The sequence below is a fragment of the Actinomadura sp. 6K520 genome, from assembly GCF_004349245.1.
Classification (GTDB): Bacteria; Actinomycetota; Actinomycetes; order Streptosporangiales; family Streptosporangiaceae; genus Spirillospora.
The window spans coordinates 23,445-40,844 of the sequence record NZ_SMLC01000005.1 but is presented as its reverse complement, the minus strand read 5'-3'; the positions used below and the strand labels follow the sequence as shown (position 1 = coordinate 40,844).

The following is a 17,400-nucleotide window of genomic DNA, read 5'->3' as shown; positions in this document are numbered from 1 at the left end:
ATGTCCGGCCATTCCAAGTGGGCGACGACCAAGCACAAGAAGGCGGCCCTCGACGCCAAACGGGGCAAGCTCTTCGCCAAGCTGATCAAGAACATCGAGGTGGCGGCCCGTACGGGCGGCGGCGATCCGGACGCCAACCCGACCCTCTACGACGCCATCTACAAGGCGAAGAAGAACTCCGTCCCCAACGACAACATCGAGCGCGCGCGCAAGCGCGGCGCCGGTGAGGAGGCCGGGGGCGCCGACTGGCAGACCATCACCTACGAGGGCTACGCGCCCGGCGGGGTCGCCGTCCTGATCGAGTGCCTGACCGACAACCGCAACCGCGCGGCCTCCGAGGTCCGCGTCGCCCTCACCCGCAACGGCGGCTCCCTCGCCGACCCGGGCTCGGTGTCCTACATGTTCAACCGCAAGGGCGTCGTGATCGTCCCCAAGGCGGGCACCAGTGAGGACGACGTGATGCTCGCCGTCCTGGACGCCGGCGCCGAGGAGGTCAACGACCTCGACGACGACAGCTTCGAGGTCGTCAGCGAGGCGGGCGACCTGGTCGCGGTCCGCACCGCGCTGGTGGACGCCGGGATCGACTACGAGTCGGCCGAGAGCAAGTTCCTGCCGAGCGTCACGGTCCCCCTCGACGAGGACAACGCCAAAAAGGTCTTCCGCCTTCTGGACGCCCTGGAGGACTCCGACGACGTGCAGGACGTCTACGCCAACTTCGACGTCTCCGACGACGTCCTCGCCACCCTGGACTGAGCCCGGCCCGCCGCCCACCTCCCTGGACCACTTCGAGAACACGCCCCGCCGCGCCCTCCACGATCCGGCCCCGGGTTGGTAGCGTTGGCGGCCGAACAAGTGATCGAAGGAGTGGCCTTGCGGGTGATGGGGGTGGACCCCGGGCTCACCCGGTGCGGGGTGGGGGTCGTCGAGGGCGTCCCGGGCAAGCGGCTCCACCTGGTCCACGTGTCCGTCGTGCGGACCGACCCCGATGACGAGGTCGCGCTGCGGCTGCTGGGGATCGAGTCGGGCATCGAGGCGCTCATGGACGAGCTGCGCCCCGACGCCGTCGCCGTCGAGCGCGTGTTCTCGCAGCACAACGTCCGCACCGTGATGGGCACCGCGCAGGCCGCCGGTGTCGCGATGCTGTCGGCCGCCCGGCGCGGGCTGCCCGTCGCGCTGCACACCCCGAGCGAGGCCAAGGCCGCCGTCACCGGCAACGGGCGGGCCGACAAGGCCCAGGTGACCCGGATGGTGACCCGGCTCCTGTCCCTGGACACGGCCCCCAAGCCCGCGGACGCGGCCGACGCGCTCGCACTGGCCATCTGCCACGTGTGGCGCGGGGGAGCGCGGCAGCGGCTCGCCGCGGGGCAGCGGTCGCGGATCGAGGATGCGGCCAGGGCCGAGCGCGCGCGGCTCGCCGCCCGGAGCAGAGGAGGAAGCGTCAAGTGATCGCCTTCGTCAGCGGCCGGGTTGCCGCCGCCGGGCCCGACGGCGCGGTGATCGACGTGCACGGCGTCGGTCTCTCGGTGCAGTGCACCCCCGCCACCCTGGCCGGGCTGCGGGTCGGCGACGAGGCGACGGTGCCGACCTCGCTCGTCGTCCGCGAGGACTCGCTCACCCTGTTCGGGTTCGCCGACGACGACGAGCGCACGGTCTTCGAGCTGCTGCAGACGGCGAGCGGCATCGGGCCCCGGCTGGCGCTGGCGATGCTCGCCGTGCACACCCCGAACGCGCTGCGGCACGCGGTGGCGAGCGAGGACCTGACCGCCCTCACCAAGGTCCCCGGCATCGGCAAGAAGGGCGCCCAGCGCATCGTCCTGGAGCTCAGGGACCGGCTGGGCGGCCCGGTCGGCGACGGGCCCGGCGGCGTCCGCGCACCCGCTCGCGCCGAACCGTGGCGCGAGCAGGTCCAGTTGGGCCTGATCAACCTGGGCTGGTCCGCCAAGGACGCCGACGCGGCCGTCGACGCCGTCGCCGCCGACCTCGACGGGAGCGGCGAGACCCCGGCCGTCGCGGTGCTGCTGAAGTCGGCCTTGCGGAAGCTGAGCAAATAAATGGGTGATAGCGAACCGGGGCTTGAGCGGCTCGTGTCCGCGGACGCGGACGGGGCGGAGGAGCAGCGGATCGAGGCCGCGCTGCGGCCCCGCAAGCTCGGTGACTTCGTCGGGCAGGAGCGGGTGCGCGAGCAGCTCTCGCTGGTGCTGCAGAGCGCGCTGCGCCGCGGCCGCACACCCGACCACGTCCTGCTGTCGGGCGGGCCCGGCCTCGGCAAGACCACCCTCGCCATGATCATCGCGGCGGAGCTGGGGCAGCCGCTGCGCATCTCCTCCGGACCGGCGATCGAGCGGGCCGGCGACCTCGCGGCGGTGCTGTCCACGCTCGCCGAGGGCGAGGTGCTGTTCCTGGACGAGATCCACCGGCTGGCGCGGCCCGCCGAGGAGATGCTCTACATGGCGATGGAGGACTTCCGCGTCGACGTCGTGGTCGGCAAGGGCCCGGGGGCGACCGCGATCCCGCTGGACATCGCGCCGTTCACGCTGGTGGGCGCCACCACCCGCGCGGGGATGCTGCCCGGCCCGCTGCGCGACCGGTTCGGGTTCGTCGCCCACATGGACTTCTACGACGCGGCCGAACTGGAGATCATCGTCCGGCGGTCGGCGAAGCTGCTGGGCGTGGAGGTCGGCGACGACGCGGCCGCCGAGATCGCCGGGCGGTCCCGCGGCACGCCCCGTATCGCCAACCGGCTGCTGCGCCGCGTCCGCGACTACGCCGAGGTCCGCGCCGACGGGACCGTCACCCAGGAATCCGCGCGGGCCGCCCTCGCGTTGTACGAGGTGGACGAACGGGGCCTCGACCGGCTCGACCGTGCCGTGCTCGAATCGCTGATGCGCAAGTTCGGCGGCGGGCCGGTCGGGTTGTCGACCCTGGCCGTGTCGGTGGGTGAGGAACCCGAGACCGTGGAGGTCGTCGCGGAGCCGTTCCTGGTGCGCCAGGGGCTGCTGGCGAGGACGCCCCGCGGGCGGATCGCCACCGCGGCGGCGTGGGCCCACCTGGGGCTCGTGCAGCCGCCGACCGCGCCGATGGCGGGGACGCTGTTCGACGTCGACGGGGACGCCGGCCGGCCCGGCGAGTGATCATGTCGGTAACGGGTTGGGAACTTCCCGGCGTCACCGGACGTCACGTCGTTGCCGGGTTCTGGCGTACTCTCTAGACTCCGGGACTCGGTCCACCGCCTCCAGCCGGCGGTCCCGTTGCACATGACCGGTCCGGTCACCAGGCTGGGCCAACAACTTCGGAAGGATGCCCCAGTAATGGGCGGCGACATGATTATCGCGGCGGAGTCGGGCGGCAGCGGGGCCTTCAACCTGCTCCTCCTCCTCGCCATTCCCCTGGTCTTCTACTTCCTGCTCATCCGGCCGCAGAGCAAGCGCCGCAAGGAGCAGATGCAGCTGCAGAACTCCATCGAGCCCGGCTCGCGGGTGCTGACGACGAGCGGCATGCAGGCCACCGTCGTGGACGTCGACGACGACGGTCTCCTGCTGGAGATCGCGGACGGCGTCGAGGTCCGCTTCGTCAAGCAGGCCGTCATGCAGGTCCTCAAGGACGACGTGTCCGATGACCTCGACGAGGACGACGAGGACGAGGACGGCGACGGCGACGAGAGCGGCGACCGCGTCGACCTCGCCAAGGACGACGCCGGCGAGCACGAGGACGCCGGCGACGAGACCGAGGACGAGGACGGCAAGGCGGGCGAGACGGCCGCGGCGGACGAGCCCGACGCCGAGCCCAAGGGCCGGGCGAAGGTCAAGGCCACCGGCAAGTCCGGCGCCTGACGCCGTTACCGGTCGCGGCGCGACGCCGGCGGGTCCCCTCTCCGCCGGCGATGGCGGGCCGGTGAAGAAGAACGTACGAGACGAGAACGGCGGCGGAGCGAGTCCGCCGCCGTCTTCGTCTGCGGGCCCGGACGCCGAACCCGGCGGAAACGACGCGGAGGCAGGTAGGAGCACATGGTGGACCTCGGGAAGCTGATCCAGGAGCGGATCCGCGACGTGGACGACTACCCCAAGCCCGGGGTGGTCTTCAAGGACATCACCCCTCTGCTGGCCGACCACGTCGCGTTCGCCGGCGTGGTCGACGCGATCGTCAACCACCACGGCCGGGGCACCATCGACAAGATCGTCGGAATCGAGGCCCGCGGGTTCATCCTCGCCGCGCCCGTCGCCTACCACTTCGGCGCGGGATTCGTCCCCGTGCGGAAAAAGGGGAAACTGCCGTCGCGGACGGACGAGGAGACCTACGATCTCGAGTACGGGACCGAGACGATCGAGATCCACCTCGACGCCCTCGAACCCGGAGACCGTGTGCTGATCGTCGACGACGTCCTGGCCACGGGAGGGACGGCCAGGGCCGCCGCCGATCTCGTCCGCCGCAGCGGCGCCGAGGTGGCCGGCCTGTCGGTCCTCCTCGAACTGTCGTTCCTGCAGGGGCGCGACAAGCTGCGGAATTTGGACGTCCATTCGCTGGTTACGGTCTAGTACCAAAAGGTGCCGGATACACTGGCGCCATCAGGGACCGGTGGGGACGGGCGCATCCCGCGGACGCGGTGATCATGCGTGCGGATGGACCAAGGAGGCTGGGTGCCCGGTGAGGTGGTATCGACCGACGCGGTGAACGACGCCGTCAGGGCCGCCGAGACCGGCCCGGTGGCGGAGACCGCGGCCGAACCACCCACGGAACCGCCCCGGGGGTCCGCGAAGAAACCCGGGGCGCCTCGGCGCCGCCCCGCACCCGAAGCCCCAGGCCAGGCTCCCGCAGAGCAGGCCCCGGAAGCCCAGGCTTCCGAGCGGGCCTCCGAAGATCAGGCTTCCGGAGAGCAGGCCGCTGATGAGCCCGCCGTACCGTCCAGGCCCGCACAGGCCACGATTCCACCGTCTGCCGCCCGGGTGCGCCGAAGGCTCGCCAGGTTGGGCGCCCAGCGCGGCCCCGCTATGAACCCGGTACTCGAACCACTGATCAAGACGGTCCGCAACACCCATCCCAAGGCGGACCTCCGGCTCATCGAGCGCGCCTACGACGTCGCCGCCCACCACCACCGGCACCAGAAGCGCAAGAGCGGCGACCCGTACATCACGCACCCGCTCGCCGTCGCCACCATCCTCGCCGAGCTCGGCATGAACACCGAGACGCTGTGCGCGGCGCTGCTGCACGACACCGTCGAGGACACCCCCTACACGCTCGACCAGCTGCGCGCCGACTTCGGCGACGAGATCGCCGCCCTCGTCGACGGCGTCACCAAGCTCGACAAGGTCAAGTACGGGGAGGCCGCCGAGGCCGAGACCGTCCGCAAGATGGTCGTCGCGATGTCCCGCGACATCCGCGTGCTGGTGATCAAGCTCGGCGACCGGCTGCACAACATGCGCACGCTGCGCTACATGCCGCGGCACAAGCAGGAGAAGAAGGCCCGCGAGACCCTGGAGGTGTTCGCGCCGCTCGCGCACCGCCTCGGGATGAACACGCTGAAGTGGGAGCTGGAGGACCTCGCGTTCGCCACGATGTACCCCAAGCGGTTCGACGAGATCGCCCGCCTGGTGTCCGAGCGCGCCCCGCGCCGCGACGTCTACCTCCAGGAAGTGATCCAGTACGTCTCCGCCGACCTGCGCGACGCCCGGATCAAGGCGACCGTCACCGGGCGCCCGAAGCACTACTACTCGATCTACCAGAAGATGATCGCGCGGGACGTCAGCTTCGACGACATCTACGACCTGGTCGGCATCCGGGTCCTCGTCGACAGCGTCCGCGACTGCTACGCCGCCCTCGGCACCATCCACGCGCGGTGGAACCCGGTCCCCGGCCGGTTCAAGGACTACATCGCGATGCCGAAGTTCAACATGTACCAGTCGCTGCACACGACGGTGATCGGCCCCGGGGGCAAGCCGGTCGAACTGCAGATCCGCACCTGGGGCATGCACCGCCGCGCCGAGTACGGCGTCGCCGCGCACTGGAAGTACAAGGAGGAGACGGTCGCCGGGCGCAAGGCCGGTGACATGCAGTGGCTCCGCCAGCTCCTCGACTGGCAGAAGGAGACCGCCGACCCCGCCGAGTTCCTGGAGTCGCTGCGGTTCGACCTGTCGGTCTCCGAGGTGTTCGTGTTCACGCCGAAGGGCGACGTGATCGCGCTGCCGCAGGGCGCGACCCCCGTCGACTTCGCGTACGCGATCCACACCGAGGTCGGGCACCGATGTATCGGCGCCCGTGTCAACGGGCGGCTCGTCCCCCTCGAATCGACCCTCGACAACGGCGACACCGTCGAGGTCTTCACCTCCAAGTCGCCGGACGCGGGTCCGAGCCGCGACTGGCTCGGCTTCGTCAAGAGCGCCCGCGCCCGCAACAAGATCAAGCACTGGTTCTCCAAGGAGCGCCGCGACACCGCGATCGAGTCCGGCAAGGACGCCATCGCCCGCGCGATGCGCAAGCAGAACATGCCGCTGCAGCGGATGATGTCCGGGGAGGCGCTGCTCGCCCTCGCCCGCGACATGCGCTACCCGGACGTGTCGTCGCTGTACGCGGCGGTCGGGGAGAGCCAGATCTCCGCGCAGCACGTCGTCCAGCGGCTCGTGGACGCCCTCGGCGGGGTGGAGAGCGCCGAGGAGGACCTCGCGGAGCTCGCGCTGCCGACCCGCCGCAAGCGGACCCGTCCCGCGGGCGACCCGGGCGTCGTCGTGGCCGACGACCCCGACGTGTGGGTGCGGCTGTCGCGCTGCTGCACCCCGGTGCCGGGCGACGAGATCGTCGGGTTCGTCACGCGCGGGCACGGCGTCTCCGTCCACCGCGCCGACTGCGCGAACGTCGCGAGCCTGAGGTCGCAGCCCGACCGGCTCATCGACGTGAAATGGTCCCCGGGGGAGGACTCGGTCTTCCTGGTCGCGATCCAGGTCGAGGCCCTCGACCGTCCCCGGCTGCTGTCGGACGTGACCCGCGTGCTGTCCGACCAGCACGTCAACATCCTGTCGGCCTCGGTCACCACGACCCGCGACCGCGTCGCCGTCAGCCGCTTCACGTTCGAGATGGGCGACCCGAAGCACCTCGGCCACGTCCTGAAGGCCGTCCGCTCCATCGACGGCGTCTACGACGTCTACCGGACGCCGAGCGGCGCCGCCCGCTGAGGGACGGCGCCGCCTGCCACGGGGTCGTTCCCGCCGGTCAGCCCCCGGCGGTCTCGGTCTTCTCCGCGGGGTCCACGTCGACGCCGGCCTCGGCGCGCTGCCGCGGCGTGATCGGCGTCGGGGCGGCCGTCAGCGGGTCGTAGCCGGACGCCGCCTTCGGGAAGGCGATCACGTCGCGGATCGATTCCTGCCGGGACAGGAGCATGACCATCCGGTCCCAGCCGAACGCGATGCCGCCGTGCGGGGGCGGCCCGAACTTGAACGCCTCCAGCAGGAACCCGAACTTCGACTCGGCCTCCTCCTTCGACATGCCCAGCACGTCGAACACCCGCTGCTGCATCTCCGCGCGGTGGATGCGCAGGGACCCGCCGCCGATCTCGGTGCCGTTCAGGACGAGGTCGTAGGCATTCGCGAGCGCGCCGCCCGGGTCGTCCTGGAAGGTCGCGGCGAACTCCGCCTTCGGCGCGGTGAACGGATGGTGGACGGCCGTCCAGCCGATCTGCTCGCCCTTGTCGTCCTCGACCGGTTCGAAGACCGGCGCGTCGACCACCCACACGAACTTCCACGCCGACTCGTCGATCAGCTCGCGGCGGCGGCCGATCTCCAGCCGGGCGGCGCCCAGCAGTTCCTGCGTGGCGTGCCGCTTCCCGGCGCCGAAGAAGACCGCGTCGCCGATGCCGGCGCCGGTCTGCGCGGCGAGGCCCTCCTTCTCGGCGTCGGAGAGGTTCTTCGCGACGGGCCCGCCGAGCGTCCCGTCCTCCTGGACGAGCACGTACGCGAGGCCGCGGGCGCCGCGGGCCTTCGCCCAGTCCTGCCAGCCGTCCAGCTCCCTGCGGGTCTGGGACGCGCCGCCCGGCATGACCACCGCGCCGACGTACGGGGCCTGGAACACCCGGAACGACGTGCCCGCGAAGTACTCGGTCATGTCGGTCAGCTCCAGGCCGAACCGCAGGTCGGGCTTGTCGGAGCCGTACCGGGCCATCGCGTCGGCGTAGGTGATGTGGGGGATCGGCCGGGGGATCTCGTATCCGCCGATCTCCTTCCAGAGACGGGAGACGAGGTCCTCGGAGACCCGCAGGACGTCGTCCTGGTCCACGAACGACATCTCGATGTCGATCTGGGTGAACTCCGGCTGCCGGTCGGCGCGGAAGTCCTCGTCCCGATAGCAGCGGGCGATCTGGTAGTAGCGCTCCAGCCCGCCCACCATGAGCAGCTGCTTGAACAGCTGCGGCGACTGCGGCAGCGCGTACCAGTGGCCCGGCTGCAGCCGGACCGGCACCAGGAAGTCGCGGGCGCCCTCGGGCGTCGACCGGGTCAGCGTCGGGGTCTCGACGTTGACGAAGCCGTGCTCGCGCATCACCTCGTGCACCAGGAACGACGCCTCGGAGCGGACCTTCACCGCCCGCGCGACGGCGTCGCGGCGCAGGTCGAGGTACCGGTACTTGAGCCGGATCTCCTCGTTGACGTTGACGTCGCCCTCGATGGGGAACGGCAGCGGCGCCGCATCGGACAGCACCTCGATGTCGGCGGCGGCGACCTCGATGTCCCCGGTCGGCAGCTCGGGGTTCTCGTTGCCCGCCGGCCGGACGCGCACCTCCCCGACGACCTTCACGCAGAACTCCGAGCGCAGGTCGTGAGCGGCGTCCTCTTCGCGGAACACGACCTGCGCGGTGCCGGAGGCGTCGCGCAGGTCGATGAACGTGACACCGCCGTGGTCGCGGCGGCGGCCGACCCAGCCGGCCAGCGTGACCTGCTGCCCGGCGTGCTCCTTGCGGAGCGTCCCCGCCTCGTGGGTGCGGATCATGTGGAGAGCCTTTCCTTCAACGTCGTGACGATGCCGGTGAGCGGGACGGCGGTCTGCTCGCCCTCGGCGAGATCCTTGACCTGGGCGACGCCGTCGGCGATATCTCGCTCCCCGAGGATCACGGCGTAGCGGGCACCCGAGCGGTCCGCGTCCTTCATGGCGCCCTTCAGCTTCTTGCCGCCGAACGCCATGTCGGCGGCGATCCCGGCCCGGCGCAGCTCGTCGACCAGCGCGAACATTCGGCGCTCGGCGGCCTCGCCGAGCGCCACCCCGAACGCCTCGCAGCGCGGCCGGGCGGCGACCACGGCGTCCCCGGCCTCCGGCGCCTCGGCCTCCAGCGCGAGGACCGTGCGGTCCAGGCCGAGCCCGAACCCGATGCCGGGCAGCGGCGGGCCGCCGATGTCCTCCGACAGCCCGTCGTAGCGGCCCCCGCCGCCGATGCCGGACTGGGCGCCCAGCAGCGGGTGGTCGAACTCGTAGGTCGTCCGGGTGTAGTAGTCGAGCCCCCGGACGAGCGTGGGGGTGTCCTCCCACGTGATGCCGAGGTCGGCGAGCAGCTCGCGGACCTGGTCGTGGTACGCCTTGCACGCCGGGCACAGGTGGTCGGCCATCAGGGGCGCGCCCGTGAGCTGCGCCCGCACCTGGGGCCGCTTGTCGTCCAGCACCCGCAGCGGGTTGATCTCCACCCGGGCGCGGGTGTCGTCGTCCAGGTCCAGGCGGCGCAGGAAGTCCTGCAGCAGGGCCCGGTACGCGGGACGGCACTCCTTGCAGCCGAGCGAGTTCAGCAGCAGCCGCACCCGGGTCAGCCCGAGGGAGCGGTACCAGTGCCACGCGATCGCGATCGTCTCGGCGTCGACCCGCGGGTCCTCGCTGCCGATCGCCTCCAGGTCGAGCTGGTAGAACTGCCGGTAGCGGCCCTGCTGGGGCCGTTCGGCGCGGAACGCCGGCCCGGTCGTCCACACCTTCACCGGCAGTGCGCCCTTGTGGAGGTTGTTCTCCAGCACCGACCGCAGCACCGAGGCGGTGAACTCGGGACGCAGCGTCAGCGAGCGGCCGCCCCTGTCCTCGAAGGTGTACATCTCCTTGGAGACCACGTCGGTGGACTCCCCGACACCGCGCCTGAACAGGTTGGTGTCCTCGAAGACGGCCAGCTCCAGGTAGCCGTATCCGGCGAGCCTCGCCTGCTCGGCGAACGCCTCCCGGATGGCGTAGAAGAGGTCCGCCCGCGGCGGAACGTATTCACTGACCCCCTTGGGGGCCCGGAAACTCGAACTCATGGTCTTTTAGGCTCAGAATCCCTTGCCGGGGCCGTCCGCGGGAGCCAGTTCCGAAAGGAAAGGGTTTGTGGCGCGCTCGCGGCCGATTGTGGTCTGTGTCCCGTGGCCGGGCAGGACGGCCGTCTCGTCGGGCATGCCGAGGCACACCCGCGACAGGCTGGCGAGGATCTCCTCGTACGACCCGCCCGGCAGGTCGGTGCGTCCGATCGAGCCGGCGAACAGCAGGTCTCCCGTGAACATCACGTCGGGGAGTTCCCGCGTCCTCGGCGTCCGGAAGGTCACCGACCCGGGCGTATGGCCCGGCGCGTGGTCGACGGTGAAGCTCAGCCCCGCCAGCTCCAGCACCGCCCCGTCGGCCAGCTCCTGCACATCGTCGGGCTCCGCCAGCTCCAGGCCGCCGAACAGCTGCTGCCCGGCGCCGAGCGACAGCCCCTTCGCCGGATCGGTGAGCAGGTCGCGGTCGTCCGGGTGGATGTAGGCGGGGACGTCCTTCGCGCCGCAGACCGGCGCCACCGACCACACGTGGTCGAGATGGCCGTGCGTCAGCAGCACCGCGACCGGCTTCAGCCGGTGCTCGCGCAGGATCTCCTCGATCCCGCCCTCGGCGTCCTCGCCGGGGTCGATGATGACGCACTCCTCACCCGCGGCGGGCGCCACGACGTAGCAGTTCGCGGCGAAAGATCCGGCGGGGAACCCGGCGACGAGCACGGTCGTCCTTCCTTAGAACCATCTCGGGTGGCCTGTCCGAGGGTACCGGCGCGGCCGCGGCCACCGCGAACGAGATCGGCGGGTCGCCGTGTCGCGTCCCCCGGCGCCCGCCCCCGGGCGCCCCGCCACCTGAGCGCTCGCTGAAAGCCGGGACGCGTTCGCTTCCGGGGGCCGCTACTATGCGCTGCACGTTCACCTGATCACATCGGAGGAGCAGGCCGTGGCGGGGAAGGACCGCAAGAAGCAGCTCGCGCGTGCGCGTTACGAGCGGCAGGAACAGCGGCGGGCTCAGCAGGCGGCGCGGGCGCGCCGCCTCAAGGTCATGGGCTCGGCGGGCGCGGTGGCCGCGATCGTCGCCGGCGGCGCCGCGATCGTCGCGCTCACCGGCGGGGACGATGAGTCCGAGGCCGCCGCGAAGGCGTCCGCGACCCCGCAGGCCAAGCCGGGGGAGTGCACCTACAAGCCGGCGCAGGTGCCGGGCGCCCCCGAGGACCTCGGGACACCACCGGTCAAGCCGGTACACAAGGGAACGGTGAAGGCGACCGTCAAGACCAACCACGGCAACGTCGTGATGGAACTGGACGGTGAGAACGCACCCTGCACCGTCAACTCCTTCGCGTTCCTGGCCGACGCGAACTTCTACGACAAGACCGACTGCCACCGGCTGACCAGCGGCGGGCTCAACGTCCTGCAATGCGGTGACCCCACCGGCAAGGGCACCGGCGGGCCGGGCTACCAGTACGCCAACGAGAACACCGAAGGCGCCCAGTACAAGGCGGGCACCCTCGCCATGGCGCACAGTTCGCAGCCGGACTCCAACGGCAGCCAGTTCTTCATCGTCTACAAGGACTCGGAACTTCCCCCCGACTACACCGTCTTCGGGAAGGTCTCCAAGGGACTGGACGTCCTCCAGGAGATCGCGAAGGCCGGGTCGGAACCCGACGGAGACGGCGAACCCAAGAAGAAGGTCACGATCCGGGACGTCTCGATCGCCGGGAAATAGGCGAACGGGATACTAAGGTGTGGAGGGTCCGGTGGCTGGGAAAGCATCCGGACCCGCGATTCAGGAGGCAAGGGTGTCCAGCGCGACCGATCCCTGGGGCCGGGTGGACGAGGACGGCACCGTGTACGTCAGGACGTCCGACGGTGAGCGCGTCGTCGGGTCCTGGCAGGCGGGTGCGCCCGAAGAGGCCCTGGCCTACTTCAAGCGCAAGTACGACGCGCTCGTCACCGAGATCGGCCTGCTGGAGCAGCGGGTCCGCACCACCGACCTGCAGCCCGCGCAGGCGCAGCAGAGCATCGACCGGCTCCGCGAGGCCGTCGCCGACGCGCACGCCGTCGGGGACCTCGACGCCCTCGCACGGCGCCTGGACGCCCTCACCGAGCTGGTGGGGCGGCGCCGCGAGGAGGTCAAGGCCCAGCGCGAGCAGCACCGCCACGAGGCCCGCGAGATCAAGGAGCGGATCGTCGCCGAGGCGGAGCGGATCGCCGCCGAGGAGACCCACTGGAAGAACGGCGGCGAGCGGCTGCGCCAGCTCGTCGAGGAGTGGAAGGCCGCCGACCGCATCGACCGGCCCACCGAGACCGCGCTGTGGAAACGGCTGTCGTCCGCCCGCAACGCCTTCACCAAGCGCCGCAAGGCGTACTTCGCCACCCTCGACGACCAGCGCGAGGAGTCCCGCAGGGAGAAGGAACGCCTCGTCGCCGAGGCCGAGGCGATGTCCGGCTCGACCGACTGGGGCGAGACGGCCGCCGCCTACCGCGACCTGATGCGCCGCTGGAAGACGGCCGGCCGCGCCTCCAGGGACGCCGAAGAAGACCTCTGGGCCCGCTTCAAGGGCGCCCAGGACACCTTCTTCCAGGCCCGCAGCGCCGCCTTCGCCGAACGCGACGCCGAGTTCCGCGAGAACGCCGCCGCGAAGGAGAAGATCCTCGCCGAGGCGGAACGGCTGCTGCCCGTCAAGGACGTCCGCCAGGCCAGGCAGGCACTGCGCGGCATCCAGGAACGCTGGGAGGCTGCCGGCATGGTCCCCCGCGACCAGCGCGACCGCCTCGAAGGCCGGCTCCGCAAGATCGAGGAGACCGTCCGGGCCGCCGAAGAGAACGAATGGCGCCGTACCAACCCCGAGGCCCGCGCACGCGCCGAAGCCACCGTCACCCAGCTGCGCAACTCCATCGACCAGCTCGAGAAGCGCCTCGCCAAGGCCCGCGACGCCGGCCGCGAGAAGGACATCAAGGAAGCCGGAGAGGCCCTCACCGCCCGCCGGGCCTGGCTGGAAGAGGCCGAGAGGACCCTCGCAGAGTTCTCTTGATCTCCCAGGGGGGCGACCCCCTGGAACCCCCGTTGCGAGCCGGTCGATCCTCACGCCACCGTTGCGGTCCGGTGTGACCGTGCGGGACGCGCGGTGTCGCTGCGGTCGCCCGGCTCGGCGGGTCCTGCGACCTGCGCTCGCTGCACTCGCTCCGGCCGCACGACCCGTGACCTCGGCTGATGTTGGGGCTGCCAAGAGGCGAACCTCCCGCAGTCGCGCGGCCCTGTGGGGTCTACGGGCACGATCACGGGGCCACAAGTTGGGGGCTAGGGAGTTCTGCCTAGGAAGGCGAGCATGCGGGTTTGTTCGTCTGCGCCTTTCGGGGGGTGTCGTGGGGGTGCCAGATGGCCCGCGGCCCGTAGGTGGGCGGCGACCACCTGAGCCGTGGCGAAGGCGTGGTGGACCAGGTCTGGGTCCAGGCGGGACGGCTGGCCCGTGGCCTTCGCCAGGTCCCAGGCGTGCACCAGCGGCTCCAGGATGTACGCCTCCAGGTAGTCGGCCAGGGGCAGTTCGCCCAGCCCGTCGAACGGGATGGGGCGGGCCAGCGCGTCCGGGGTGAGGGCGGCGGCGCACTCCTTGCGGGCCGTCCGCCAGCTCATCAGGACGTCGCCCGGGACGAACCGCGCCGGGTCGCGGCCGATGTCGGGTTCGGGCTCTCCGCCGGCCAGCGCCATGATCAGGTACTGGCCGCCGGTCACATGGCCGGCGACGTCGCGGGCGGTCCAGTCCGCGCAGGGCGACGGCGCGTCCCAGCCGTCCCGGGGGACGCCGGCCACCAGGCCCTCGAAGAGATCGAGGGCCCGGTGGTAGCCGCTGAGGTTCGGAGCCATGGTGGCCAGTGACCCGCGATACGACCGGCCTGTCAAGCGCTATCGCGAAGGTCGCCCGGTGCCTCTCACGCCTCGGGGGCGCCCCGCTCGCGGAGCATCGCGTTCATCTGGCCGATCTCCGCTCGCTGGCCGTCCACCATCGTCTTGGCGAGCCGGTGCACCCGGTCGTGGCCGCTGCGGGCGAGTACCGCCTCCGCCATGTCCACGCCGCCGCGGTGGTGGGCGATCATCAGCCGCAGGTACCGCACCTCCGCGTCCTCGCCGGACGCCTTCTCCAGGTCGGCGAGCTGCTCGCGCGTCGCCATGCCCGGCATCGCGCCCGCCCCGCCGCCGTGGCCCGCGTGCCCGGACATCCAGCGCATGGCGCCTCCCGGGTCGGTCTTGGGCAGTTCCCACTCGTCCAGCCACGCGGTCATCATGCCGATCTGGGCCTGCTGGGTGTTGATGATGTCGTAGGCCAGCAGCCGGACGTCGCCGTCGTCCGTGCGGTCCCGGACGATGAACGACATCCGCACCGCCTGGGCGTGATGGGTGCTCATGTCGCGGGCGAATCCGGCTTCGGGGTCGTTCGTCCCTGGCGCGCCGGGACGGAGCGCGGTCAGTGCGATCAGCGTCAGCCCGGTCAGGAGGATGAGGACCGCCAGGACGACCGTGGGGCGCCGCCCCCGGGTCATGGTGTGTCCTTGGCGCCGTCGCAGGGGGCGCCGGGCTCCGGCGTCTGCGGGCCCTTCACGAAGGCGCGGAGGAACTCGTCCACGCGCGGGTCTGCGGCGTCCTGCAGCTTGATCTGCCTGCCCCAGGCGCTGAGCGCGATCGGGGCGTCCAGGGACGGGTACGGGCTCATGAACGTGTAGTCGGTGCCGGTGACCCTGGTCTGCAGCGCCTCCAGCTGGTCGGCGGGAACCCCGGGGCGGTAGGTGATCCAGACGGCGCCGTGCTCCAGGGAGTGCACCGCGTTCTCGTTGCGGAGCGGTGCGTCGTACACGCGGCCGTTGCAGTTCTGCCAGGCGCCGTCGTGCTCGCCGCCGACCGGCGGGTCGGTGTCGTAGTCGACGCTGCCGGTGACGTGGTCGCGGCTCAGGTCGTCCTTGGTCACCAGCCCGGCGATCGACGCGGACTCGTCGGCGGACGACCTGGACTGCAGGAACGCGTATCCGATGGCGGCGACCGCCATCACGCCGATCACGGTGAAGAAGGCGATGGTGCCCCAAGGCACCTGCGGCTGGGTGAGGACGTTCTTGGGGCGGGCGTTCTTGCTTCGGGCGTTTCTGTTGCGGGCGCTCTTGGACATGCGAGGGGCCTTTCGGGTGCTGTGGATGACTGTGCGGAACTGACCGCGGCGCCGGGGGACGCCGCGGTGGCCTTGCGGCCGGTCATCTACAGCCGGAGCACCTGGAGGGAGTGCCGGGGCACGGGGACACGCCTGCCCTCGGGACGCAGGACGACCGCCCAGCCGGCGCGGGCGGGCAACCGGAAGGCCGGACGGCCGGATCCGGCGGCGAGGCCCAGCAGGAGGAGGGTGAACAGGACCGCCAGGCACAGGCACGCGTTCAGCGGAACATCCGGTTGCCCCTGCTTCAGTGACGAGTGGTCCTGCAGGGGCGCGCTCACCGCTTGCTGGGTGCAGACGCGGGACACGGGCGCGTGGCCCAGGCCGTAGCTGAAGATCAGCCCGCCCACGACGAAGAGAATCACGAGCAGCCCGGCCGGCCCGTAGCGCCGCCGCGGGGTCGTACCGGACACCGTCACGCTCCTGTATCTGCCTTCCGGGCTATTCCAACGCCAGAGCCCCTTCGCGGGTTCCCGGGGCCGGGAGTGTCCGCACCGGAAGATACTGTCGGAGCGTGACCAGCAGGGCGGAATCGGGTGAGCCTGAGGGCCTTTTCGACGCGCCGGCGGAGGCGGGGACGGCCCCGGAGCCCGCCGCCGCGCCGGTGTCCCCGGCCCCGGCCGGAACGGGGGCCGGGCAGCCTCTCGCGGTGCGGATGCGACCGCGCGCGCTGGACGAGGTCGTCGGCCAGGGGCACCTGCTCGGCCCCGGCACCCCCATCCGGCAGCTCGTCGACCGGGACGTGCCGATGTCGCTCGTCCTGTGGGGGCCGCCGGGCACCGGCAAGACGACCCTCGCCACGGTCGTCAGCCACGTCACGTCCCGGCGGTTCGTGGAGATCTCCGCGGTCAGCGACGGCGTCAAGCGCGTCCGCGCGGAGATCGACCTGGCCAAGCGCGAGCTGGGCATGGCGGGGCGGCAGACCGTCCTGTTCGTGGACGAGGTCCACCGCTTCAACAAGGCGCAGCAGGACGCGCTGCTGCCCGCCGTCGAGAACCGCTGGGTCTCCTTCATCGGCGCCACCACCGAGAACCCGTTCTTCTCCGTCATCAGCCCGCTGCTGTCGCGGTCGCTGCTGCTCACCCTGGAACCGCTCGGCGAGGACGCGCTGCGCGAGGTCATCCACCGCGCCCTCACCGACGGGCGCGGCCTCGGCGGGGCGGTCACCCTCGACCCCGCGGCCGAGGACCATCTCGTCCGGCTCGCCGGCGGGGACGCCCGGCGCGCCCTCACCTACCTGGAGGCCGCCGCCCTGGTCGTCGAGGACGGCGCCGTGATCGACGCCGCCGTCCTGGAGAAGGCCGTCGACCGGGCCGCCGTCCGCTACGACCGCGAGGGCGACCAGCACTACGACGTCATCAGCGCGTTCATCAAGAGCATCCGCGGCAGCGACGTCGACGCCGCGCTGCACTACCTGGCCCGCATGATCGAGGCCGGGGAGGATCCGCGCTTCATCGCCCGGCGGCTGATCGTCCACGCCAGCGAGGACGTCGGCATGGCCGACCCGACCGCGCTGCAGACGGCGGTCGCCGCGGCGCAGGCGGTGGAGTTCGTCGGCCTGCCCGAGGCGCGCATCAACCTCGCCCAGGCGGTCATCCACCTGTCCCTGGCGCCCAAGTCCAACGCGGTGATCATGGCCGTGGACGGGGCGCTCGGCGACGTGCGCAAGGGCCTCGCCGGGCCCGTCCCCGGGCATCTGCGCGACGCGCACTACAAGGGCGCGGCGAAGATCGGGCACGGGCAGGGCTACAAGTACGCCCACGACCACCCCGGCGGGGTCGTCCGGCAGCAGTACGCGCCCGACACCGTGGACGGACGGGAGTACTATCGCCCGACCAAGTACGGTGCCGAGTCCAGGTTCACCGAAGTGCTCGCACGGATCCGCTCCGTCCTGCGCGGTACCGCGGACCGGCGCTGACCCGACCCTGACCCGGCCGGTGGTCCCGGCATGGGGGCCGGTCGACCGGTAAGGTCTGTCT

General features: G+C 71.6%; 17 protein-coding genes. 10 read left to right on the top strand and 7 right to left on the bottom strand.

What is annotated here, in order from left to right; genetic code table 11:
• The 7 genes from E1289_RS02840 to E1289_RS02810 all read left to right on the top strand — a co-directional run bounded on the left by E1289_RS02840 (position 1) and on the right by E1289_RS02810 (position 7,160).
• Positions 1–753: a YebC/PmpR family DNA-binding transcriptional regulator gene (locus E1289_RS02840; RefSeq protein ID WP_131974949.1), complete on the top strand. Its 753-nt coding sequence runs from the start codon at positions 1–3 to the stop codon at positions 751–753.
• Positions 754–870: 117 nt separating this feature from the next.
• Positions 871–1,446, top strand: a complete 576-nt coding sequence (ruvC, locus tag E1289_RS02835) for a crossover junction endodeoxyribonuclease RuvC (RefSeq protein ID WP_131974947.1) — start codon at positions 871–873, stop codon at positions 1,444–1,446.
• Entirely contained in the window at positions 1,443–2,051 is a 609-nt protein-coding gene (gene ruvA, locus E1289_RS02830; protein WP_131974945.1) for a Holliday junction branch migration protein RuvA, read from the top strand. Before ruvC ends, ruvA begins: the two co-directional genes overlap by 4 nt.
• A complete protein-coding gene (gene ruvB, locus E1289_RS02825; RefSeq protein ID WP_131974943.1) occupies positions 2,052–3,131 on the top strand; it encodes a Holliday junction branch migration DNA helicase RuvB in 1,080 nt (359 codons plus the stop codon).
• 177 nt (positions 3,132–3,308) lie between these two features.
• Positions 3,309–3,830 (top strand): preprotein translocase subunit YajC, encoded by a 522-nt coding sequence (gene yajC / locus E1289_RS02820; protein ID WP_243712570.1) that lies wholly within the window; start codon positions 3,309–3,311, stop codon positions 3,828–3,830.
• Between the two features lie 174 nt (positions 3,831–4,004).
• Positions 4,005–4,532, top strand: coding sequence for an adenine phosphoribosyltransferase (locus tag E1289_RS02815; protein ID WP_207928739.1), 528 nt, complete (start codon positions 4,005–4,007; stop codon positions 4,530–4,532).
• A gap of 453 nt (positions 4,533–4,985) precedes the next feature.
• Positions 4,986–7,160, top strand: coding sequence for a bifunctional (p)ppGpp synthetase/guanosine-3',5'-bis(diphosphate) 3'-pyrophosphohydrolase (locus tag E1289_RS02810; protein ID WP_165970310.1), 2,175 nt, complete (start codon positions 4,986–4,988; stop codon positions 7,158–7,160).
• Between the two features lie 37 nt (positions 7,161–7,197).
• On the opposite strand, the gene aspS is transcribed toward E1289_RS02810, so the two are convergent.
• Genes aspS through E1289_RS02795 form a run of 3 tightly spaced genes read right to left on the bottom strand, consistent with a single transcriptional unit; the run spans position 7,198 to position 10,949 of the window.
• On the bottom strand, positions 7,198–8,964 hold the full coding sequence (gene aspS, locus E1289_RS02805; protein WP_131974939.1) for an aspartate--tRNA ligase: 1,767 nt from the start codon (positions 8,962–8,964) through the stop codon (positions 7,198–7,200).
• Positions 8,961–10,241, bottom strand: a complete 1,281-nt coding sequence (hisS, locus tag E1289_RS02800) for a histidine--tRNA ligase (RefSeq protein WP_131974937.1) — start codon at positions 10,239–10,241, stop codon at positions 8,961–8,963. Before hisS ends, aspS begins: the two co-directional genes overlap by 4 nt.
• Before the next feature lie 12 nt (positions 10,242–10,253).
• The gene (locus tag E1289_RS02795; RefSeq protein WP_131974935.1) at positions 10,254–10,949 is read right to left on the bottom strand and encodes an MBL fold metallo-hydrolase; all 696 of its coding nucleotides are present in this window, start codon (positions 10,947–10,949) and stop codon (positions 10,254–10,256) included.
• A gap of 220 nt (positions 10,950–11,169) precedes the next feature.
• Between E1289_RS02795 and E1289_RS02790 the strand changes: the two genes are divergently transcribed.
• Positions 11,170–11,952: a peptidylprolyl isomerase gene (locus E1289_RS02790; RefSeq protein ID WP_131974932.1), complete on the top strand. Its 783-nt coding sequence runs from the start codon at positions 11,170–11,172 to the stop codon at positions 11,950–11,952.
• Positions 11,953–12,025: 73 nt separating this feature from the next.
• Positions 12,026–13,261, top strand: coding sequence for a DUF349 domain-containing protein (locus tag E1289_RS02785; protein WP_131974930.1), 1,236 nt, complete (start codon positions 12,026–12,028; stop codon positions 13,259–13,261).
• Between the two features lie 266 nt (positions 13,262–13,527).
• Here the strand turns inward: E1289_RS02785 and E1289_RS02780 are convergent, their stop codons facing one another.
• The 4 genes from E1289_RS02780 to E1289_RS02765 all read right to left on the bottom strand — a co-directional run bounded on the left by E1289_RS02780 (position 13,528) and on the right by E1289_RS02765 (position 15,834).
• Complete coding sequence (locus tag E1289_RS02780; RefSeq protein ID WP_131974928.1) at positions 13,528–14,091, bottom strand: TIGR03086 family metal-binding protein; 564 nt, start codon at positions 14,089–14,091, stop codon at positions 13,528–13,530.
• A gap of 65 nt (positions 14,092–14,156) precedes the next feature.
• A complete protein-coding gene (locus tag E1289_RS02775) occupies positions 14,157–14,765 on the bottom strand; it encodes a DUF305 domain-containing protein (RefSeq protein WP_131974926.1) in 609 nt (202 codons plus the stop codon).
• Positions 14,762–15,382: a DUF3105 domain-containing protein gene (locus tag E1289_RS02770; protein ID WP_131974924.1), complete on the bottom strand. Its 621-nt coding sequence runs from the start codon at positions 15,380–15,382 to the stop codon at positions 14,762–14,764. The genes E1289_RS02775 and E1289_RS02770 overlap by 4 nt, the downstream gene beginning before the upstream one ends.
• Before the next feature lie 86 nt (positions 15,383–15,468).
• Positions 15,469–15,834, bottom strand: a complete 366-nt coding sequence (locus E1289_RS02765; protein WP_131974922.1) for a hypothetical protein — start codon at positions 15,832–15,834, stop codon at positions 15,469–15,471.
• A 242-nt stretch (positions 15,835–16,076) separates the two neighbouring features.
• Here E1289_RS02765 and E1289_RS02760 point away from each other — a divergent pair, with 242 nt between their 5' ends.
• Entirely contained in the window at positions 16,077–17,339 is a 1,263-nt protein-coding gene (locus E1289_RS02760; RefSeq protein WP_131975077.1) for a replication-associated recombination protein A, read from the top strand.
• Positions 17,340–17,400: the final 61 nt, after the last annotated feature.